Below are 21,124 nucleotides of genomic sequence, written 5' to 3' on the forward strand. Positions count from 1 at the left end.
CCACGCTTCGAACCCGACAGCGAAAGGCTTGCGGGTGTCACGAAACAGTGACTCCCGAGAGAGTGAGTAAGTGAGTGAGTAAGAGAGTGTGAGAGAACGTTAGAGCCAGGAGACGGTTCGGTCGTCGATCGACTCGACCACGGCCGGATCCAGCGCGCGGTCGACGGCGTAGGCGTAGCGTCGCGTCGCGACGACGGTCGCCAGGAAGACGACGGCCGGGACGAGGACGAGCCCGAACACCGTGACGAGCAGCATGAGCGTCGTCGCACCGGCCGTGAACGCGAAGAGGATCGCCTGCAGCGTCGCGACGACGTAGTCGCGGCTGGATGCGATCGTCGCCATGGCGCTCACGCGAGCGGACACTCGGTGACCGGGAGCCGACGACTGAGGCAACCGCCTCCGGGCGTCGGTGTGGTCTGTCGAGTCCGCGTCCACGCGCGGTCGTGATCGACCGCTTACAGCCAGCGTCGCCGGCGTCAGGTACAGGCCGGCCGCGAGCACGACTGCGGCGATCGTCGCCGCGATCAGTTCGGAGACGGCTGGCGAAAATGGACTCGCCTCCGCCCACAGGGCGGCGACGACGCTACCCCCAGGAATGACGACGAGCAACGTCACGACCGACGCGCCGACCGCAGCCGACTGGACCAGTGGGACCACGTCACCCGGTGATGGAAGGGAAGGCTCCCCGACAGAGGCCAGGAGGATACGGCGTCCGTAGCCGACGAGTAGTAGCACGCCGAGGACGCCGATGGGAACAGCCAGCGTCGGGTCGATGGCGACCCCAATCGCGATGGACGCGACGAACGGAAGCGCGAGAAACCACCCGACGGTGGTTCGGTGCTCCCAGTCCTCGTCGAGGGCGTCGAAGACGCTGGCCTCTAGCATTCACGTTCGAGAAGGACCAACGGAAGTAAAGTCCTTACGAGGTCGTCGGCGTGCCCGGTCGACGGCCCGATTCGAACGGTTTCGAGGATCGAGACTGCGGCGACGCGGCAGTCTCGTCACTCGACAAATCTCGCCACTCGACGCTCGTCGGGTCGAGGAGGCGAATCGGCCGATTCAGAATCGATAGCGGAGTCGATCGATCGACGCGTCGCTTCGGAGCCACGGTGGCGGGGCGGGCGCCGCGAGGTCAGTGTTCCTGTTCTTCTTCCAGTTGGTCGATGTGTTCGTGTGCTCGCTCCAGGATCTCGCGCGGGCCGTCTTGCGTGACGGTGTTGATCGCCTGCTCGTAATCGCGCCACTGGAGATCGCGGTGCTCGTTCGACAGCTCCGCGCTCGCTTCGAACGAACGCGCGATGAACAGGTGGACCGTCTTGTGGATGGTGTTCCCGTTCGCCTCGAAGACGTAACTGTAGTCCTCGCGAAAACCGTCGAGTAGTCTGAACTCCTCTATCCCTGCCTCTTCTTTGACTTCGCGGATCGCCGTCTGCTGTAGTTCTTCGTCTCCCTCGACGCCGCCCTTTGGAAACTCCCAGTCACCCGGGCGACTCTTGAGCAGAAGATACTCGCGCCGGCCCCGCGTGTCGCGGAAGAGGATCGCGCCTGCGCTCGTAGCTTCGACTGCCATTGTGGGCTGTACCGGCCGAGCCGTAATGAGAATATCGGACGAGCGATCGATTTCGAGCCCCACCGATCGAGCGGTCGGGTGAGAACACCTATCGGCCGAGGGATCGCTCCGAGACACTACCAGCCGAACGAACGCAGTCGGGTTCGATCGGTCATCCGGCCGACGCGTCCGGTCGGCGAGCCGCCCGCGATTCCATCTCGGGAGATATTTAGGCGCACCCGGCGGACTAGGCGAGTATCTATGACCTTCGTCACCTCTCTCACGCTACAAAGCGGTGATCGGGCCGCCCTCGACGGCGTGGTCGGCGACATCAAGCGCACCGCCGAACGGAAGGGCGTCGCACTGAAGGGGCCACACACGCACCCACCCGAACGATTCTCGATCCCGCAGTACCAGCGCCTCCACGCGGACGACGATCGCCGGCTGGAACCCTGGTCCTACACGGTATTCACCCGGGAACTCGAGATCCACGGCTACCAGGAATTCGCCCGTTCCGTCGCCGGACGCTCGCTCCCCGACTCGGTCCACGTCGAAATCGAGATCGAACAGATTCACGGCGCTGGACGGTAGCGTCGGGGCGCGACGGAGAGAGACTACCCGCACCCGCTGTCGACCGTCTCGATCTATCGATCCCTTCGCCGGAGTCGGCACGATTTTACGCGCCTCGCTCGTCGGTACCGGTATGACCACGATCGATCCAGTCAGCCTTCGCCGCGAACTCCACCGTCACCCGGAACCGGCCTGGCGCGAGTTCGAGACGACCGCCCGCATCGTCGACCGCCTCCAGGACGTCGATCTCGACGCGCTGTACGTCGGACCCGACGCGATCGACGGGGAGAGCCGCCTCGCCGTCCCCGACGACGCCGAACTCGATCGGTGGTTCGACCGCGCTCGCGACGCCGGCGCCGATCCCGACGTCCTCGATCAGCTCGAGGGAGGCTACACGGGCGCCGTCGCGGTGGTCGAACGTGGCGACGGGCCGACGGTCGGGCTCCGCGTCGACGTCGACGGGCTCCCGCGCGAGGAATCCGACGCCGACGATCACCTGCCCGCCGCCGAGGGCTTTCGCTCCGAAACTGGCGAGTCGATGCACGCCTGCGGCCACGACGCCCACGCCGCGATCGGCGTCGGCGTGGCCGAAGCGATCGCCGAGAGCGACGACTTCCGGGGCACGCTGAAGGTCTTCTTCCAGCCCGCCGAGGAGGTCATCGGCGGCGGGAAGTCGATGGCCAAGAGTGAGCACATTCGGGACGTCGACTACCTGCTCGCGACGCACGTCGGACTCGACCACCCCACCGGCACCGTCGTCGCCGGCGTCGAGGACTTCCTCGCCGTGCGCCACCTCGAGGCGACGTTCACCGGCGAGCCAGCCCACGCGGGTGCGGAACCGGAAGCGGGTCGCAACGCCATCCAGGCACTCGGCGCCGCGATTCAGAACGCCTACGCGATCCCGCGTCACTCCGACGGCCCGACGCGAGTCAACATCGGCGTCGTCGAGGGCGGGACCGCGGCCAACATCGTCGCCGAGGAGGTCAGACTCGTCGCCGAAGTGCGCGGCCAGACGACCGACCTCATGCACTACATGAGCGACAGCGTCGAGCGTGTCTTCCACTCGGCCGCCGACATGCACGACTGCGAGGTCGAGATCGAGGTCGGCGCCGAAGCCCCCAGCGCGGAGAGCGACGACGAACTCCGCGAGATCGTCGGGTCGGTCGCCGAGACGGTCGAGGGCGTCGACCGCGTCGTCGACGAGGCCGGTCTCGGCGGCAGCGAGGACGCCACCTTCCTCATGAAAGAGGTCCAGGAAAACGGCGGCCTCGCCGCCTACGTCGGCGTCGGTACCGACCACCCCGGCGGCCACCACACCGCGACCTTCGACGTGGACGAACCCACGATCGAACACGGGATCGACACGCTGGCTGGGGCGATCGAAGAGATCGCAACACGGAACGTCTGACTGTCACGGAATCCGTGGCTGGTGTGTGACTCGAAACCGCTTTTCACGCCGCGATGCTGAGCTGTGATGATGCCGATCGCCCGTCCCGCCTTCGACCGACTCGCCGCCGGGTACGACCGCATCGGCGACACGAAACCGTCCAACGCGTCTCTCGAACGCCCGGCGACCACCTCGATGCTTTCCGATGTCGACGACGAGTTCGTCCTCGACGCCGGGTGCGGAGTTGGACACCTCACCGAGGAGTTGATCGGGCGTGGCGCGCGCGTCATTGGCCTGGACGTAAGCGTCGAAATGCTCGAATACGCCAGAGATCGAGCGCCAGCAGCCGACTTCGTCGCGGCGGATCTGGGAACGACGCTCCCGTTCACGCCGAACTCCTTCGACGGCGTAGCGAGTTCGCTCGCGTTCCACTACGTCGAGGAGTGGGACCCGCTCTTTCGCGAACTGGCGCGGGTGCTCCGCCCGGACGGCTGGCTCGTGTTCTCGGTGCAGCACCCGCATGCAGACTTCGAGGAGTACGACGACGCGACGAATTATCACGAGGGAGAACGAGTCTCGGCGACGTGGGACTCATTTGGGACGACGGTCGACGTGCCGACGTACCGCCGTCCGCTTTCAGCAGTCCTTTCTCCCGCGCTTGGCGCCGGGTTCACCCTCGAGCAATCGCTCGAACCCACGCCGACGGAGGAGTACCGTCGGGCGAACCCCGAGCGATACGCCTACGAAGCGACACACCCGAACTTCCTGTGCCTCCGCTTTACAGCCCAGGAGTAATCCTGCTCACGAGTACGTCCGATTCGCCTCGAACCAGTCGACCGCGAAGTCGACCAGCGCTCGCTGGGAGAGTCGTTTCGCCTCGCCGACGCCGACGGTCCCGGTTTCGAACGCGTCCGGCCGTTTGCGCTCGAACGCCGCTCCACAGTCGGGGAAGTCCTCGTCGGTGACATCTCTGTCCGTCCACTCGACCCACTCGCGCTCGCCGTCCCGGAGAATCGCACTCTGTGACGTCGCGGTCCCGAGATCGAGATCGGCACGGTACTCCGCGAGGTGCAGTGACGTGTTCGTCGCGTGGGTCGTCCCGAGAAACAGGACGTCGCCGTCGAGCTCGTAGACCCGTGCCAGCGGGGAGTTCTCGCCGAGCGAGATCTCTAAGGCGTGATCGTCGGTTACGTATTCGGCCTCCGCGCCCCACGCGGCGAAGGAGTGTTGCGGGTGGTCGCTGCGCAGGACGTCGGGATAGTTTCGGAAGCACTCTGCAATCGCGCCCATCCCCTGCGTCGGTGTCGATTCGGGTCGGTACGGCGGCATCTGCTCGCGGATCGTCTCGTACCACGACTCGGGGACCGGCGGACTCCCCATGTTGGCCGGGTTCATGTTCCCCGGCGAGTGCGTCGGCATCACGATCGTGCCGTCCTCGCCAACGACGCGCTGGAGGGCGTCGACGACGGCCTGCGGGCCGCCACAGACCCAGCCGAGTTCCGAGAGGGAGCCGTGGACGAGTATCGTTTTGCCCACCTGGACACCCAGTTCCTGGAGGTCCGCCGCCATCGACTCGACGGTGATCGGCTCCGGGGAACGATCTTCGGGGAGCGTCTCGTTCATGTCGTCGGGTTGGTGATACCGGGCATAAACCTGGTGAATTCGGGGGATGGACAGGGTCGAACCCGATTGTCGTTGGACCCGTGAAACCGGCGAGCAGTACCGACGCCATTTCCCCGTCAGGTGTCGGCTCTCACCCGCCGGAGCACCAGAACTCCCAGCCGGAGTGCGAGCGTCGCGACCCCGGCCGCGATGAACAGACGCCGATATCCGGTCTGGGTGGCCAGTCCGGTGAACAGAATCGGCCCGGAGGCTCGCCCCAGGCCGGTCGCGCTGTTGCGCAGGCTCATCGCACTCGCGTCATGAGGGTCCCGAAGACGACCGTCTCCGCGAGGATCGTCGCCCCGTACAGTCCGGTCGTGCGCCGAACGGAGAGTTCTCCGATCGCACGTCGAATTGTCGCCGGTTCGGGCGATACGTCCCCACCCGCCGATTCCTCGAACGTCCGCGCGACGAACAGGGCGGTGCCGACGGCGAGCAGGTAACACGCGAACGGCACCTTCCACCCGTACAACGCGAGCGTCCCGCCGAGGACGGGATACAGGGTGCGTCCGGTCGAGAGGATCGCGACGTTGATTCCGAAGACGGTGTTACGCTGTGGGCCTTCGAAGGCGTCCGCGACGATCGTCACGGTCGTCACGAAGATGCCCGCGGCGGCCACACCCTGCCCGAGTCGCGCTCCCAGGACGAGCGTGAAGTCGCCGAGAAACGGGACGAGCGCACCGACGACCCCGAACGAGACGAGACTACCGAGGAGGACGGGACGACGTCCGACACGGTCCAGCAGGCGTCCGATCAGCGGCGAGAGGACGATCCCCGGGAGGAAGTAGATGCTGAGCACCTAACCAGCTCGCACGTCCGACACCGCGAACGCGTCCCGCACGAGCGGCAACAGCGAACTCACGAGCGCCACGCCCAGCGGAACGACGACGGTGCTCGCGAGCACCGTCCAGAACACCCGTGACCGCCACGGAACGCCGCTTCGCTCGCGACCGGCCGACGGGTCCATCTGTTGGGAGTACGCGAAGCTGGATCGTATAACCTGACACGGCGAGTCGTACCGGACGTTCCAACATTGCCCCAGTGCCCGCTCGCGCCGAGCACCCCGCTCGCCGTTACCCTGCGAGGAAGATCGGGGCGATGCCGGAGACGAAGAGGAAGACGGGAAGTGAGACGGCGGCGACGACGATACCTTTCGCGAGCGCTTTCACCAGGCCGTGCTTGCGCTCGGCGAGGATCGTTTCGGGCACCTTGTTCGAGAGGAACGGCTCCGGGGCGTCCGCTCCGGCTGCGACGCGCTTTCTGGCGTGATAGTCGGTCGGTCGGTTTCCCTCCGGCGTCGCCGCCGTCGTGTCGGGTTCGACGCGCCCGTATAGGTAGATCTCGTCCCCCGGTTCGATCCAGCTGAGTTCGTACGTCCGGTCGAACGTCATCCCGCGAGACGGCAGGTTCCGATCGCGTTCGAACCTCGCGACGGGAGCTGGCGACTCCTCGAAGCTCTTGACTTCCAGGTCCCGCTGGCGATCGACGGTGAGATCGACGTCCGCCTCGACCATGGCGTCTGCGGTCACACGAACTGTGTCTGACTCGTCCCGAAGTGCGAACGAGACGTGCCGTCGTTCTTCGCAGGGCGTTCGGGTCGAGCCGGCGCCCGCGTCGGAGACCGTCAGCTCGTACGCGACGCACGGCCGTTCGACGATCGGCACGACGAGCGGTCGACTGGTCGGCTCCACCGTACCGCTGACGGCCGCCGGGCCCGTCGCGACCGAGTCGAGTTTCGAGGCCGGCGTGTCTGCGATCAGGACCGCCTGCCGGTAGCGTTTGAACCCGTTCAGGACGACGACGATCCCGTAGAAGATGCCGAGGAACGAGAAGACGAGGATCGCCACGTAGACGAAGATGCCGAGAATCACGACCGGTCACCCTGAGTCGGGGTCGTCGGCGTTCGACGGTGATTCGTCCGAATCGACTGGCTGCCTGTCGGGGGTGGACTCGTCACCGTCACCTGCCGTCGCGCGTGGCTGGATCGACACGTCGAAGCGATCGCGGATGTCGACGCGCTCGTGTGCCCGGTCGGACGCGCGGAACGGTTCGCGCGGTTCGAGTCCGTGGCGCGACGCGGCGAAGCGTTCCGGAAACCGGGCGATCCGCACGTTGTAGGCGGCGACCGCCTCGTTGTAGTGCTCGCGGCGATTCTCGAGGCGGCGCTCGATCGAGGTGAGGCTGTCGCGAATCTCGTCGAATCGATCGGCCGACTGTAACGATGGGACCGCGTCGGCCGTCGAGAACAGTTCGGCGAGTGCCTCCCGGACCTCGATGCTCGCGTCGGCGGCTTCGGCGGGTTGCTGGGCCTCGAGGGCGCGTTCGCGCGCGTCGAGTACCTGCTGGAGCACGGCCTGTTCGTGTCCTGCGTGTTCGGCGGCGAGGTCAACCAGCGAGCCAACTTCGTCGGCGCGCCGTTCGAGGAGGACTTCGACGTTCGCCCACGCCCGCTCGCAGCGCTCGTCGGCTTCGAGAACGTGTTGCTCGACGTGGCCCGCGTACCTGACGCCGCTGTAGGCCACGATGAGTCCCACGAATCCACCGACAATCGTCGTCAATCCCACCATTACTTCCACTGGTTCAGCCGAACTAGTTAGTAATATCGAAATTCTTCCCGCCAGTAGTTTTAGAAATAACGATCTCCGACGGCCACCAGCAGACCGGTTCCGGAAGCCGACGACCGGACCGGGCGGACCCTACGACCGGGCCAGGACGCTGCGCCCGCGTCTCACCCACCGACGCGCCGTCCGCTGGCCGTAGTACCCGATTATGGCGGCGCCGACGAGCATCCCCCAGATGACGGCGGTCGACGGCTCTGACCCCACCAGACGAACGTATAGCTCCAGTTCGACCAGAAGGCCGAGGAGGGCGAAGCTGGCGAAACAGAGGATCAACGCCCAGACGCGGGCGTACCTGTAGATGCCGTGGACCGGACGGCGAAGGGCGTCCGGAAGTCGCGAATCGGGTGCCACCGACTGACCGGCGGACGATCGGCGTCGGTCGACGGTCGCGGACTGCCGGCGGTCGGGCGCCGAGGCACCGACCTCGGTACGGTCGTCTATCACGGCCGCCATCTCCTCGTCAGTCACGGGTGTAGCGGATTCGTCGACCTCGATCGCCGCAGATTCGTCAGTCGTCGGTGCCGTCCTCTCTTCGGTTTCGTTTGCGGAAACGGTGGGGGCGTCACCGCCCGCGATCTCGCGATACGCGTGGGTGTCCCTGACGAACCAGTCCGGCGACTTCGGGCTGGTCGCAGGGTTCGTGAGCCGATCGCGACACGACTCACAGAACGTCGGCGGCGTCTCGTCGAGACCGAAGACGGTCGACGTCTCCGCGAAGACGCACCCCTCGTGTGTAGCCTCGATGCCGAACAGGTGTCCGAGTTGCTTCGTCACCTGCTTTTCGACCCGGGAGTCGAAACGATCGTCGTCTCCGGTCAACGGATCGCTCGTAATCACCGACGCGGTGTCGCCGACGAGCGCGACCCCGAAGATCCCGGGCGTCCCGTCGAGGACGAGCGGCTCGGCCACGAGCCCGATCTCCCGATCGGCCTCGCTCGCGTCCGTCGTTGGGTCCAGAAGCGCCTCGACGGGAAAGTACGTCGGCTCGTCCCAGCAGACCACCGGTTCCGCGTAGTGGTCGACGGATTCTACCCGTCGCACGCCGGGATCGATGCCGAACCGATCGTTGAGCGTTCGGCGGGCGATCGGCACCATCTCGGCCGGTTCGTCGCCGAAGACGACGAGATCGACCGTCGGACGACGCGTCGGCGGGAAAATAGTCATTGGACGGGGCGTCAGTACTTGGGGTCCGCACCGGTCGTCTCGTAGACCGACTCCATGAGTCGGTCGCGTTCTCGTTGCCAGGCGTCGAACGCGGCCGGCGAGTCGGGGTACTCCTCGTAGTGGGCGAGGAGTTCGTCGGCGCGCTGTTTGGTCTTGTAGAGGTTCCAGACGGTGCCGTAGTGGCCGCGGGCTTTGAGGAGCGCCTTGATCTTTAAGCCCCAGCCGAGGTTCGCGCTGCCGGAGTAGAGCGCTTCGGCGATCTGCTCGCCGGGCATGGCCGCGAGCAGACCCATGAGTTCGTCGATGTCGACGGCGGTCGAGAGGATGTTGTAGACGTCGAGGGCGGCGTAGCGCGCGCCGAAGTGGTCCATGACGCGCTCGTTGTACCGCCAGAGGACGTCCTCGTCGACGGTTCCCTGCTCCATCGCCTCGATCGCCTGCTCGGCGGCGTACGTGCCGGCGTAGGCGGCGCCGGCGATGCCGCCGCCGGTCGTCGGGTTGACGTGGCCCGCGGCGTCGCCGACGGCGACGAAGCCGGGGTGGACGGCCGAGTCGTAGGGGCGGCGCGTCGGGAGGGCGGCGCCGAGTTTGTCCTCGACGCGAGCGCCCTCGAACTCGGCCCGATTGCGAAGGTCCCGTTTGAGGTCCTCGACCAGGTGCATCGGCTCCTCGGTCATCTGAAAGCCCAGTCCGGCGTTGATCTCGGTCTCGGTGCGCGGGAAGTACCAGAGGTAGCCCGCGGCGCGCTCGGTCGGTTTGAAGACGAGTGCGTCTGACCACTCGACGGGTTCGTCGACGTGGACGATCTCGCGGTACGCCGAACAGAACTGCGAGTAGGTGACGTTGGTGTCGAACGTCGAGTCGGCGAGGTCGGCCTTGTCCTGGAGGATCGAGAGCGAGCCGGCCCCGTCGACGACGATCTCGGCGTCGTAGGTCTGTGGATCACCCTTCCGGATCGCGTCGACGCCGATCACCGTGCCGTCGTCGCCCTGACGGACGTCCTGCACGACGGTGTCGTAGTGGAACGTCGCACCGGCGTTCGCCGCACCCTCGATCACCTTCCGGCCGTACTCCCAGCGATCGACGACCGCCAGCTCGCCGGGGACGGGGATCTCGAGCACGGTATCCTCCTGAGGAATCTCGAAGCGGCCGTGGTCGACGCCAGTGTTCGTAAACGCCGATTCGAGCTGCGATTTGGGGATCGCGTCGGGGAACGCGTTCGCGCCCTTCAACGCGTCGCCGCAGGCGATGTGACCCGCTTCCTCGGGCGATTTTCGCTCGAGGATGACCACGTCGTAGCCCGCGTTCGCGATCGTCGCCGCGGCGTAACAGCCGGCCGTGCCGGCACCCACGACCACCACGTCCCAGTCACCCCGGCCGAGTTCGGCCGCGCCGACCCCGGCGGCCTCCTGTGTACTCATACCGACTCGTCGTCAGCGCGGGTAGAAAACGTTTTTCGTGCGACTCGGCAGGGTGATCCGGCAGATCGAGGGGGACGGAGTATCGACCGGACGCCCGGGGTAGCGTCGATGCGGCCCCCGACCTGACGCTCGTACTCGAGGGACCGACCCCGACAAGCGAAGTATTTTGAGGGACTCATCCGTACGCGCCGGTATGACCGAGTACACCGTCGAGTTCGTGGGGACGGGTGAGACGATCACCTGTTCCGACAAAGAGACGATCTTGAGCCGCTGTCTCGAGGAGGGTATCGCCCAGGAGTACTCCTGTCGGGTAGGGATGTGCCTCGCCTGCTCCGCAGAGATCGTCGAGGGGGAGGTGACCCAGCCAGCCGCCCGCGCGTTTACCGAGGAAGAGGCGGAGAACTACGCGCTGACCTGCATGGCCCGACCGCAGTCGGATCTCAAACTCGAGCGCGGGACGTACCCGCCGAGCATCGAAGGCGATGCGACGACGACGGCCGGCGAGGCGTTCGCCGACGACTGATCGACTCGCACAACTGGATCGACGGGAACCGGACCGATCGAACGACGTGAACCGATCGACCCACGGGGATCGACCGATCGGACTCGATTTCGAGTGCGTGACAGGTCGACGTCGAGGGGACGAACGTGCGAGCCGCCAATTTTGGCTCGCACGCACTGGTTCGAATCCGACGGGATCGGGTGTCGGTCACGAACTGTTCACCAGCGGCTCCGGTCTACGCGTTAGCGATTCTGACGCCGCCACGCCGCGAGCGCTATCGCGAGGATGGCCGCGAGGAGCCCGAAGCCAGGGATACTGTCCGATCCGTCGGCCGCGGATTCGTCGCCGCCGGGTCCGGTGTTCTCGCCGTCGGTGCCGGAACCGGCAGTCGAATCGTCACCATCACCGCCCGGTTCGTCGTCCGGGTCGTCACCCCCCGACGCCTCCGGGAGGACCTCGACGACCGACTCGTAGGGTCCCGCAGCGACCGTGTAGGTCCCTGGTTCGTCGAACGCGTAGGGCGTGGTGAACGTCGCAGTCGCGCCAGCCTCGACGGTGATGGGCTCCGATACGATCTCGTCGTCGCCGATCGCCAGGTCGACGGTGTGGTCGCCGCTTCCCGCGCCCGTGTTTTCGAGGTGGACTGTGACTGTCACCGGCTCACCCGGTTCCACGGTCGACGGCTCGACCGAGAGATCGGACACCGATATGTCTGCGGACGGGGGTGGCGGCAGCGTCGGTGAGCCACCGCCAGTCTCCTCGCCTATCGAGAAGTCGATCGTCTCGGCGTGGACGTTCCCCGCGACGTCGGCGAGGACGACCTCGAAGGAGTGACTGGAGCCGTCCGTCAACCCGGTCGCTTCGTATTCGACGAACTCGCTCGTGATCGTCGCGGCGTCGTCGAACGTGACGAGCGTGTCGTCGAAGATGATCACGGTTTCGCTCGCATCCACGCCGCTTCCCGCGTCTTCGAACTCCATCCGGAGCGTCGCCGCAGACGTGCCGGCCGCAAACTCGTTCCCGGCAGTCGGGTTCGTCTCGGTGACGCCTGGCGGCGTCGCGTCCGTCGCGATCGCGCCGTACGTCGAGAAGTGCGTCACGTTCGCCACCCAGTAGTCGCCGATCGTTCCGTCGGGAAGCGTGACGTTCTCGACGGTGGTCGGGACGGCAGACCACGTGTTGGTGTCGTCGTCGAAGTGCCGGATGGTCACGTCGTCGGCGTCGGTCCCCGACCCGAGAACCGCCCGATCGACCGGGACGCCGACGACGGCGTGGCTGAGGTTGTCGGCGAGACGGTTTTCGAGCGCCGCGTTCAGGAAGTTCACGCCCAGCTGGTCGGAATCCAGCGGCTTGAGTGGTGTCGTGCTCTCCGTCATCGTGACGGACGTGTCGGTCACTGGCTGGTCCGTCGTGAACTCGACGAACAGCCCCGACGGCACCATCTTCAACAGTATAGTGTCGTTCCCGTCCGTCTCACCGGTCAGGAACCGGGCCGTGGCTTCGTCGGTCGCGCGATTCCCCGCGAGATCCAGCGCGGTCGCGGTGACGTTGTACTGGCCGTCTTCGGGCAGGGCGAAGGTCCCGGTCCAGGCATCGTTCGATCCGGTCACGGCGACCGTCTCGTTCGTTCCGTCGGGCCGTTCGAGCACGACAGACAGCGTGCCGTCCCGGAGCGGTTCGCTCGCGTCGACGGTGACGTTGCCGGTGGTCGCGTCCACGCGGTCGACGATCGCTGCGAGTTGAGGCGCGATCCGATCGACGACGACCTCGTCCGCCGCTGCGACCGTCACACGGTTGCCGCTGTCGTCGACCGCCTCGACCGAGACGTCGTACCGGCCGTCGGCGGCGATCGCGCCCGGGTCGAACGACGCGGTCCAGGTACCGCTGGTCGCGTCGAACAGCGCGGTCTCGGTCCGCCGGGCCGGCGAAGCCCGTGCGTCCAGTTCGACCCGGACGGACTGGACCGATCCGAGCGCGTCGGTGACGGTCACCGAGACGTCGACGTCGGTCGTGCCGTTCGCGTAGACCGTCGCCCCGTCGCGTGCGGAACTCGCGACGTCGATCGCGTCGACGGTCGGCGCGTCGTCGTCGGAGCCGGAGCCGGCGAGCGACACGTCGACTGTCGGCTCGTCAGGGTCGTCGGAGTGGACCGTCACGGTGGCGTTCGCCGTCCCGAGTGCGGTCGGCGTGTACGCGACCGTGAAACCCTCGGTTTCGCCGTAGCCGAGTTCGGCCGTCCCGTTTCCGGCCGTGATCGCGAAGGCGTCCGCCTCGGGTCCGGCGAGCGTCACGTCCGAGAGCGTCAGATTCCGGTCGCCCACGTTGGCGACCGTGATCGTCTTCGTCCGGGTGCTTCCCACCGGCGTCGTCCCGAAGTCGAGCGTCCCCGGCGTCACCGAGATCTCCGCACCGACGGTGATGTCGGCGTCGACGACGGTGACCGTCACCGTCGAGTAGTCGGAGTAGGTTCCGTGTTCGTCGCGGATGCGGTAGTCGAAACTGTCGACACCGACGAACCCGGGGTCGGGCGTGTAGGTGACGCTCCCGTCCACAACACCGCTGGTCGTTCCGTGGGCGGGACTCCCGGTGTTCGTCGTGATGAGATCGTCCCCGTCGAGATCGTAGTCGTTCGCGAGGCGACCGGGCGCGGCGACGTCGAGTGACTCACCCTGGAGCACTGCGAAGTGGTCCGGAACAGCGACCGGCGCCCGGTTGGGGTCCGGCGACACCTCGACAGTGACGGTCCCGTACGAGGAGTACGCACCGTGTTCGTCCCGCATCAGGTAGACGAAACTGTCCGTTCCCGCGAAGTCTGGATCGGGCGTGTAGGTGAAGCTCCCGTCCACCACGCCGCTGACCGTGCCGTTGTCGGGACTGCCGGTGTTCGTCGTGGTTATCACGTCCCCGTCCGGATCGCGGTCGTTGGCGAGCCGTCCCGGCGCGTCGACGGTGAGCGTCTCTCCCTGGACCATCGAGTAGTAGTCGTCGACGGCGACCGGCGCCCGGTTTCCGTCCACGACCTCGACGGTGACGGTCCCGTACGTGGAGTACGTCCCCTGATCGTCGCGGATGAGGTACCGGAAGCTGTCGGTGCCGACGAATCCTGGATCGGGCGTGTAAGTGAAGCTCCCGTCCACCACGCCGCTCACCGTCCCGTTGTCGGGGCTGCCGGTGTTCGTCGTGGTGATGTCGTCCCCGTCGGGATCGTGATCGTTCGCGAGCCGTCCCGGCGCGTCGACGGTGAGCGCCTGTCCCTCGATCGTCGTGTAGTGGTCGTCGACGGCGATCGGTGCCTGGTTCGGGTCGGGGAATACCTCGACGGTGACGGTCCCGTACGAGGAGTACGTCCCGTGTTCGTCTCGAATGATGTAGTCGAACGAGTCGGTTCCCGTGAACCCGGGGTCGGGCGTGTAGGTGAAGCTCCCGTCCACCACGCCAGAGACAGTGCCGTTGTCGGGACTGCCGGTGTTCGTCGTGGTGATGTCGTCTCCCTCGGGATCGTAGTCGTTGGCCAACCGCCCGGGGGCATCGACGGTGAGCGCCTGTCCCTCGATCGTCGTGAAGTGGTCGTCGACGGCGACCGGTGCCGTCCCGTTCGTGTCGAAGACCTCGACGGTGACGGTCCCGTACGAGGAGTACGTCTCGTGTTCGTCGCGGATGAGGTACCGGAAGCTATCGGTGCCGACGAATCCGGGGTCGGGTCTGTAGGTGAAGCTCCCGTCCACCACGCCGGAGACCGTCCCGTTGTCGGGACTGCCGGTGTTCGTCGTGGTGAGATCGTCCCCGTCTGGGTCGTAGTCGTTCGCAAGGCGACCGGGCGCGCTGACGGTCAGGTTCTCGCCTTTCGCGATCGAGTAGTAGTCGTCGACAGCGACCGGCGCCCGGTTTCCGTCGACGACTTCGACGATGACGGTCCCGTAGGAGGAGTACGCACCGTGTTCGTCCCGAATCAGGTATCGGAAGCTGTCCGTTCCCGCAAAGTCCGGGTCGGGTCTGTAGGTGAAGCTCCCGTCGACCACGCCACTGACCGTCCCGTTGTCGGGACTCCCGGTGTTCGTCGTGGTGATCGCATCACCGTCTGGGTCGTAGTCGTTCGCGAGGCGACCGGGCGCGCTGACGGTCAGATTCTCGCCTTTCGCGATCGAGTAGTGATCGTCGACCGCGATCGGTGCCTGGTTAGGGTCGGGGAGTACCTCGACGGTGACGGTCCCGTAGGAGGAATACGTCCCCTGATCGTCCCGAATGAGGTATCGGAAGCTGTCCGTTCCCGTGAACCCTGAATCGGGCGTGTAGGTGAAGCTCCCGTCCACCACGCCGCTGACCGTCCCGTTGTCGGGGCTCCCCGTGTTCGTCGTGGTGATCGCATCACCGTCGGGATCGTAGTCGTTTGCCAGTCGACCGGGGGCGCTCACGTGGAGTGTCTCCCCCTCGTAGACGGAGTAGCTGTCCTGAACGGCGACCGGCGCCCGGTTTCCGTCCACGACCTCGACGGTGACGGTCCCGTACGAGGAGTACGTCCCGTGTTCGTCGCGGATGAGGTACCGGAAGCTGTCGGTCCCGACGAATCCGGGATCGGGCGTGTAGGTGAAGCTCCCGTCGACCACGCTGGAAACCGTGCCGTTGTCGGGACTACCGGTGTTCGTCGTGGTTATCGCGTCCCCCTCGGGGTCGAGGTCGTTAGCGAGCCGCCCCGGCGCGTCGACGGTGAGCGTCTCTCCCACGCCCGTCGTGTAGTGATCGGCGACCGCGATCGGCGCGCGGTTCTGCGTCGTGATGGTCCCGTTCCCCGCCAGCGCGACGTCCACCGTCGGTTCGTCGGCGTCGTCGCTCGAGAGTGTAAGCGTCGCGTCAAGCTGACCGGTGGCCGCCGGCTCGAACTCGACGGTGACGTCGTGGGACCCTCCCGCCGCGATGCTCGTCGCCCCACCCCCGCTCGTGACGGTGTAGGCGCCCGCGTCGGCGCCGGTTAGCTGTGCGCCGTCGAAGGAGAGCGGTCCACCGCCGACGTTCGAGACGGCGATGGTGGTCGTCGCGTTCTCACCGACCTCGACGTCGCCGAAGTCGTGGTTCATCGGTGAGACGTCTATCTCCGGCGGTCCGACGACCTCGGCCGTCAACGAGACGTTGAAGCGGGGTTCGTCGGGATCGTCGCTCTGGACCTGCAGTGTCGCCGTCTTCGTACCGGCCGTCGTCGGTGCGGTGGAGACCCTGACGTAGCCCGAACCGCCCGGTGGGAGGTAGTCGTATTTGTTGGAATCGTCGGACGTGATGTCGAATTCGTCGGCATCAGGGCCGACCAGCACGGAGTCCGTCCAATCGAGGTCCGCGGTCCCGACGTTGGAGACCTCGAAATCGGTGTAGGTCCACTCGCCGACGTCGACAGTGCCGTAGTCCCAGCTTCCGGGTGCGACATCGACGTCTGGCTCGGGCCCGGTCACGGTCACGGCGGTCGACGGCAGATCCGCGATCGAGACGTCGTACGTTCCGGTCGCCGAGAACGTGTGGGTGAATGCCACCTCGGTCGTCGCACCCGACGATATCGTCCCGGTGTCGGTGTCCTCGACGACGCCGTCGATCACGAGGTCTGCCGTGTAGCCACACGCGGCGTCCCCGTTGTTCTTCGCGTTCGCGGTGATCGTCACGTCCTCACCCGTGGTGGGATCAGTCGGCGAGACGTCGAGTCCCCCGAAGTCGATCATGGACGTCGGCTCGGCGGTCGTGCCGCCCGAGAGTGCGACGAGCGAGTGAACGTACTCGGCGTTCTCCAGGCCCGTCGTGTAGAGTAGACCGTCGACGATGGCCGGCGTGAACGCGTACTCGTCGTATCCCTCGTAGCGCCACACCAGGTCGCCGGTGTCGGCGTCGTAGGTCCGGACGGTGCTATCGGCCATCGGGACGAAGACGTAGCCGTCGGCGTAGACCGGCGAGTGCCTGGCGGCCACACAGGTCGACGTGCTCCAGCGATCCGTACCGGTCGTCGCGTCCACCGCACGAAGCGACCCGTCCGCGGTGAAATATAACGTATCGTTCGCGAGTGCCGGCGAGGAGCCGGTGTACCCGTCCACGTTCGCCGGGGCGCTCCAGATGGTGTGCCCGTCGGACGGGTCCAGCGCGTAGACGTTCGCGTCGGTACTGCTGTAGGTCGTATCGTCCACGTAGACCACGCCGTCCGCCACGACGGGAGAGTGAAGCCGCGAACTCGCGCCTGCTATGGGGACGCTCCAGACCGTCTCGCCGGACGCGACGTCGATGGCGTACGTCGCCTGACTGTCGTGCGTGACGTACACCGTGCCGTTCTCGACGGCCGGCTTCGACAGTCCGTAGCCCGACGAGGACCTGGTGAACGTCCACAGGACCTCCCGGGTCGTCGCGTTCAGTGCGAAGACCGCATCGTCGGTCCCGCTCTCACCGGCGACGAAGACGACGTCGTCGACGACTGTGAGCCCACTATCGTCGCCCGCGTCGAACGTCCAGAGGCGCTCGCCGGTCGTCGCGTTCAGCTGGTAGAGTCGGTCGTCGGCGGCGAGTGCGTAGAGGTACCCGCCCGCGTACACCGGTGGCACCTCGACGCCGTTCGACGAGATCGTGGCGTGTTCCCACCTGAGCGAGCCATCGGTGGCGTTGACCGCGAGTACCGCCCGATCGCCACCGCTGTCGCGACCGCCGACGAAGATCGTGTCCCCGACGACGGTCGGTCCGCTGTCCCACGCAGTCGACTGATTTGCCAGCCAGGTCACGGTGTCGTCTCCGACCGCCGTCGGTGCGCCGGTCCCGGTGTAGTTTCCGGTGTTACCCGCGTCGAAGCTCTCCGTCGGCCAGGAGCCGGGACCGGATGCCAGATCGCGCGGCCCGCCGAGATCCACGACTGTACCGTCGCGATCGTCCCCCACGTGGACCGTGACGCTTCCGGCCCGGTCGATCTCGGAGTGGTCGAGGGCGTTGGTTTCAGCGCCGGGCTGGAGGAAGAACACGAAGTCGCCGCGCTCGTCGAGTCGGACCGACCAGGTGATCGTCTCGCTCTCACCGGGCGCGAGCGTCCCCTCCCGACTGCGGGAATTCCAGAAGTGGTGGTCCGAGTAGTCGTCCGGTGCGAGATCGAGGTTCAGCGCGTACGTCCTCGGGAGGGCGCCGACGTTTGTCGCCGTCGCGGTGACGGTGACGTTCTCGTGCTCGCCGACGGTGTGCGTATCGACCGAGAGGTTCGTAAACTCGACGACGCCGCCCTCGACGACGGCCTCCATTCGGTCGTCCTCCGGTTCGTAGGTGAGTACCGTCCCGTTCGCGACGGCGACCGAGATACGACCCTCGGAGTCCCCGTGTTTCTCGCCGGTCTCGGCGTCGTAGAGGCGGATGTGCCCGGTCGAAAATTCCGTCTCTCCGCCGTAGATGACGCCGTCGGCGACCTGGAGGTGCTGAAGGTAGTTCGTACTCCGGTTCCAGACGGCGTCTCCGGTCTCCGCGTCGATGCGGTGGATGCGCGAGTACGTACCGTCGGAGTAGGCACGCTGACGGACGAATAGCGACCCGTCGGAGACGGCCGGCTTCGTGAGCCGCCAGCCGTCGTCGTCGCCACCGTAGGAGTTCGGGATGTTCGACGGCGTGAAACGCCACTCCTCCGCACCGGTCGAGACGTTGATCGCGACGAGTTCCTCTCCCGGTTCGCCGGTGACGGAGTCCGACTCGTTGACGACGAAGACGAGGCCGTCAGCGACGACCGGCGTCTCCTGGTGGTCGACGACGAGGTTCAGCGCGGACGTGGTCCAGTCGAGCGACCCCGAGGCAGCGTCGTACGCGTAGAGTTCCTCCTCGTACTCCGAGGAGTACGCTTCGACCTGGTCTCGTGCCGTCACGAACAGGTGGCCCGCGTCCGCCGCGTACGTTCCGTAGCCCTCGTGTTCCCAGCGGTCGGCGAACCCGTTCGACCAGGCGACGCCGCCGGTCTCAGCGTCGAGAGCGACGACCGACGCGTTCTCGTAATTCTTGTTCGGCTCCCAGACGGTTCCGGCGACGTAGACGAGACCGTTCGCCACGACCGGGCCGTGTTCGTAGGATGTGTGACTCTCGTTGATCGTCGTCGCGGTGGTCCAGTCCACCGCCCCCGTGTTCGCGTCGAAGGCGTACACCGTGCCGCGCTCTATCGAGCCGCCGCCGTCGAAGAAGTGAAACGGCCTGGTGGCGACGTAGACGGTGTCGTTCACGACCGCCGGAGAGCCGGCAGGCCGTCGGTTATCGGCGGTGAAGTTGTACGCCCACCGCTGGTCGCCGGTCGTTTCGTCGCGGGCCGAGACGGCGTGAACGTCCGCGAGCCCGTCGTACCGGTTCTGGTGACGGACGTGGTAGACGGTACCGTCGTCGATGACCGGCGTGGTGTCCTCGTCGACACCACTTACGTTCCAGGCCTGCTGGAAGTACTGAGACGGCCCATCGGTGTTCGAATTGGCGTCGGTTCGGTGTGCGTCGGACCCGGCCATCGCCCACCGGTCGTCCGGTGTCGGGTGAACGACATCGACCGTCACCGGGTCGATCGCGGACTCGGTTTCGAGGAGCCGATGAACGGAGAGGTTCCACGAGGCGGCGCTGTCGAGTGCAGTCGTGAACGCCAGTGAGGTCGTCGCGCCCGATGCAATCGTCCCGTTCTTCCAGCCCAGAACCGGTTCTCCGTCCGGGTACGGCAGGTCCGCTCGAAGCGAGAGGTTGTAGTCCCGGGTCTCGTCGTCGACGTTCTCGACGGTCACGTCGACGGTGAACGCCTCGCCGGGCGCAACCGTCGTCTTCGAGGGCGAAAGACCGGAGAACTCGAACGGTGTCTCTTCCAGCGCGTAGACCCTGGTGTAGTCGGTATTCGTTTCGGTTCCGTCGGTCGTGTGGACGTATATCCGGTCGTCGGCGATCACCGGCGCCGTTGCAGATCCCTCGAATCGGTAGCGAGAGAGCTCGGTTCCGGTCGCGCCGTCGAGGGCCACCAGGTGACCGCGGTCGTTCGCCGCGTAGACGACGCCGTCGGCGACGGCGGGTGGGAGCGCGTCGATCCGGCCGTAGTGCAATCCGTAGGTGATGCTGCCGGGAAGGCGATGGCGCCACTGCAGTTCACCCGTCACCACGTCGAGCGCGCGGACGGTGTTCCCCGACGAGAGGTAGACGGAACCGTCCGCGACGGCTGCCCCGTTCGGCCGGGTGTTCGCGTCGAAGAGCCACTCGACGTGACCGTCGGTCGCGTTCAACCGGTAAAATTTCGGATCGTAGACGCCGTCGGTCTGGTCCCGCGGCTCGGAACCGGCCCCGACGTACACGGAACCGTCGACGACCACCGGGTGCATCGAGACCAGTCCGTCCATCTCGAAGCGCCAGCGTTCGCTCCCGTCGGTGGCGTTCAGCGCGAAGACGGCGGAGAACGCTGGATCGCTTGCCGAGACCAGTCCGGTCGCGTAGATCGTCTCGCCCGTCGCCGAGAGACCGTTCGAGATGTCCTCGTTGAGATCGTACGACCACAGTTCGGTGCCGGTCTGGAGGTCAAACGCGTGGAGGTACTCCCCGCGACTGACGTAGAACGTATCGTCCAGGATGACCGACGCACCAGCGTCGAAGGACGTCCGGTTCCACCGTTCGGCGCCGTCGACAGTGTCGTAGGCGTGGATCTCGCCACCGGATCCGCCCTCGGTGGTGACCACGACGCCGTTCGCCGCCGAGAGCTCGTCGTAATTGTCGCCGACACTGACGTTCCAGGCGACCTCGCCGGTGTCGGTGTCCACCGCCCGGAGCGTCTCGTACCCGGCCACGAACGCGAGGGCTCCCGAGGCGACCGCGGACACGTCCCAGTCGTCGTTCGCGAACTCGTAGATCCAGCGGGCGTCGGGATTCGTCTTCGGCCCGGAGGCGTTCGGGTTGTGTCCGGACCGCCCAGGATCACGTCCGGCGACGCCCCAGTCGCCAGCGTCCAGTTCCGGCCAGCCGGTCTGTGCGACGGACCCATCGACGCCCGGCGTTCCAGTCACGCCGTTTCGAGAGTCACCGGCCAGGTGCACCGGTTGGGCCGGATCAGCGGCCGGGGGCGCGGCCGCAGTCGACGATGGACCCGCCGGCCCCGCTCCCAGCGAGGCGCCGACGGGGCCAGCGATGACCGAGAAGACGACGAGCGCCGTGACGAAGACGGTGAACGCACGCTCACGACCGGTTCGCATCCGATGATTTTCAAATCCACCCATGATGGTCGGTATCTACTTAGACATCTAAAATATAGGTGCCGATAGA

General features: G+C 66.5%; 15 protein-coding genes. 4 read left to right on the forward strand and 11 right to left on the reverse strand.

What is annotated here, in order from left to right; all coding sequences use genetic code 11:
• Positions 1 to 99: 99 nt before the first annotated feature.
• Together NO366_RS18200 and NO366_RS18205 are read right to left on the reverse strand one after the other, a co-directional pair.
• On the reverse strand, positions 100 to 885 hold the full coding sequence (locus NO366_RS18200) for a hypothetical protein (protein WP_256532203.1): 786 nt from the start codon (positions 883 to 885) through the stop codon (positions 100 to 102).
• A gap of 247 nt (positions 886 to 1,132) precedes the next feature.
• The gene (locus tag NO366_RS18205; protein WP_256532204.1) at positions 1,133 to 1,570 is read right to left on the reverse strand and encodes a bis(5'-nucleosyl)-tetraphosphatase; all 438 of its coding nucleotides are present in this window, start codon (positions 1,568 to 1,570) and stop codon (positions 1,133 to 1,135) included.
• Positions 1,571 to 1,810: 240 nt separating this feature from the next.
• On the opposite strand from NO366_RS18205, the gene NO366_RS18210 reads away from it, so the two are divergent.
• From NO366_RS18210 to NO366_RS18220, 3 genes are all read left to right on the forward strand, one after another.
• Complete coding sequence (locus NO366_RS18210; protein ID WP_256532205.1) at positions 1,811 to 2,140, forward strand: uS10/mL48 family ribosomal protein; 330 nt, start codon at positions 1,811 to 1,813, stop codon at positions 2,138 to 2,140.
• A 112-nt stretch (positions 2,141 to 2,252) separates the two neighbouring features.
• Entirely contained in the window at positions 2,253 to 3,527 is a 1,275-nt protein-coding gene (locus tag NO366_RS18215; RefSeq protein WP_256532206.1) for an amidohydrolase, read from the forward strand.
• A 69-nt stretch (positions 3,528 to 3,596) separates the two neighbouring features.
• Positions 3,597 to 4,301, forward strand: a complete 705-nt coding sequence (locus tag NO366_RS18220; protein ID WP_256532207.1) for a class I SAM-dependent methyltransferase — start codon at positions 3,597 to 3,599, stop codon at positions 4,299 to 4,301.
• A gap of 6 nt (positions 4,302 to 4,307) precedes the next feature.
• Here the strand turns inward: NO366_RS18220 and NO366_RS18225 are convergent, their stop codons facing one another.
• The 8 genes from NO366_RS18225 to NO366_RS18260 all read right to left on the reverse strand — a co-directional run bounded on the left by NO366_RS18225 (position 4,308) and on the right by NO366_RS18260 (position 10,374).
• Positions 4,308 to 5,129: an AAC(3) family N-acetyltransferase gene (locus NO366_RS18225; RefSeq protein ID WP_256532209.1), complete on the reverse strand. Its 822-nt coding sequence runs from the start codon at positions 5,127 to 5,129 to the stop codon at positions 4,308 to 4,310.
• 116 nt (positions 5,130 to 5,245) lie between these two features.
• The gene (locus NO366_RS18230) at positions 5,246 to 5,416 is read right to left on the reverse strand and encodes a hypothetical protein (protein ID WP_256532210.1); all 171 of its coding nucleotides are present in this window, start codon (positions 5,414 to 5,416) and stop codon (positions 5,246 to 5,248) included.
• Entirely contained in the window at positions 5,413 to 5,967 is a 555-nt protein-coding gene (locus NO366_RS18235; protein ID WP_256532211.1) for an MFS transporter, read from the reverse strand. The genes NO366_RS18230 and NO366_RS18235 overlap by 4 nt, the downstream gene beginning before the upstream one ends.
• The gene (locus tag NO366_RS18240; RefSeq protein ID WP_256532212.1) at positions 5,968 to 6,135 is read right to left on the reverse strand and encodes a hypothetical protein; all 168 of its coding nucleotides are present in this window, start codon (positions 6,133 to 6,135) and stop codon (positions 5,968 to 5,970) included.
• 106 nt (positions 6,136 to 6,241) lie between these two features.
• Entirely contained in the window at positions 6,242 to 7,039 is a 798-nt protein-coding gene (locus NO366_RS18245; RefSeq protein ID WP_256532213.1) for a hypothetical protein, read from the reverse strand.
• A gap of 6 nt (positions 7,040 to 7,045) precedes the next feature.
• Complete coding sequence (locus NO366_RS18250; protein ID WP_256532214.1) at positions 7,046 to 7,735, reverse strand: LemA family protein; 690 nt, start codon at positions 7,733 to 7,735, stop codon at positions 7,046 to 7,048.
• A 129-nt stretch (positions 7,736 to 7,864) separates the two neighbouring features.
• The gene (locus NO366_RS18255) at positions 7,865 to 8,953 is read right to left on the reverse strand and encodes a hypothetical protein (RefSeq protein WP_256532215.1); all 1,089 of its coding nucleotides are present in this window, start codon (positions 8,951 to 8,953) and stop codon (positions 7,865 to 7,867) included.
• 11 nt (positions 8,954 to 8,964) lie between these two features.
• Positions 8,965 to 10,374 carry a geranylgeranyl reductase family protein gene (locus tag NO366_RS18260; RefSeq protein WP_256532216.1) on the reverse strand — a complete coding sequence of 470 codons (1,410 nt, stop codon included), beginning with the start codon at positions 10,372 to 10,374 and terminating at the stop codon, positions 8,965 to 8,967.
• A gap of 193 nt (positions 10,375 to 10,567) precedes the next feature.
• Between NO366_RS18260 and NO366_RS18265 the strand changes: the two genes are divergently transcribed.
• Positions 10,568 to 10,897, forward strand: a complete 330-nt coding sequence (locus NO366_RS18265; protein WP_256532217.1) for a 2Fe-2S iron-sulfur cluster-binding protein — start codon at positions 10,568 to 10,570, stop codon at positions 10,895 to 10,897.
• A 221-nt stretch (positions 10,898 to 11,118) separates the two neighbouring features.
• On the opposite strand, the gene NO366_RS18270 is transcribed toward NO366_RS18265, so the two are convergent.
• Positions 11,119 to 21,078 (reverse strand): Ig-like domain-containing protein, encoded by a 9,960-nt coding sequence (locus NO366_RS18270; RefSeq protein ID WP_256532218.1) that lies wholly within the window; start codon positions 21,076 to 21,078, stop codon positions 11,119 to 11,121.
• Positions 21,079 to 21,124: the final 46 nt, after the last annotated feature.

The sequence above is a fragment of the Halovivax cerinus genome (assembly GCF_024498195.1).
GTDB lineage: Archaea > Halobacteriota > Halobacteria > Halobacteriales > Natrialbaceae > Halovivax > Halovivax cerinus.

Bases quoted from the DNA above. Each gene is read 5' to 3' on its own strand.
- NO366_RS18200 (WP_256532203.1), bottom strand. From the start codon at position 885: ATGCTAGAGGCCAGCGTCTTCGACGCCCTCGACGAGGACTGGGAGCAC.
- NO366_RS18240 (WP_256532212.1), bottom strand. From the start codon at position 6,135: ATGGACCCGTCGGCCGGTCGCGAGCGAAGCGGCGTTCCGTGGCGGTCA.
- NO366_RS18250 (WP_256532214.1), bottom strand. From the start codon at position 7,735: ATGGTGGGATTGACGACGATTGTCGGTGGATTCGTGGGACTCATCGTG.
- NO366_RS18260 (WP_256532216.1), bottom strand. From the start codon at position 10,374: ATGAGTACACAGGAGGCCGCCGGGGTCGGCGCGGCCGAACTCGGCCGG.
- NO366_RS18270 (WP_256532218.1), bottom strand. From the start codon at position 21,078: ATGGGTGGATTTGAAAATCATCGGATGCGAACCGGTCGTGAGCGTGCG.
- NO366_RS18215 (WP_256532206.1), top strand. From the start codon at position 2,253: ATGACCACGATCGATCCAGTCAGCCTTCGCCGCGAACTCCACCGTCAC.
- NO366_RS18220 (WP_256532207.1), top strand. From the start codon at position 3,597: ATGCCGATCGCCCGTCCCGCCTTCGACCGACTCGCCGCCGGGTACGAC.
- NO366_RS18210 (WP_256532205.1), top strand. From the start codon at position 1,811: ATGACCTTCGTCACCTCTCTCACGCTACAAAGCGGTGATCGGGCCGCC.
- NO366_RS18265 (WP_256532217.1), top strand. From the start codon at position 10,568: ATGACCGAGTACACCGTCGAGTTCGTGGGGACGGGTGAGACGATCACC.
- NO366_RS18205 (WP_256532204.1), bottom strand. From the start codon at position 1,570: ATGGCAGTCGAAGCTACGAGCGCAGGCGCGATCCTCTTCCGCGACACG.
- NO366_RS18230 (WP_256532210.1), bottom strand. From the start codon at position 5,416: ATGAGCCTGCGCAACAGCGCGACCGGCCTGGGGCGAGCCTCCGGGCCG.
- NO366_RS18225 (WP_256532209.1), bottom strand. From the start codon at position 5,129: ATGAACGAGACGCTCCCCGAAGATCGTTCCCCGGAGCCGATCACCGTC.
- NO366_RS18255 (WP_256532215.1), bottom strand. From the start codon at position 8,953: ATGACTATTTTCCCGCCGACGCGTCGTCCGACGGTCGATCTCGTCGTC.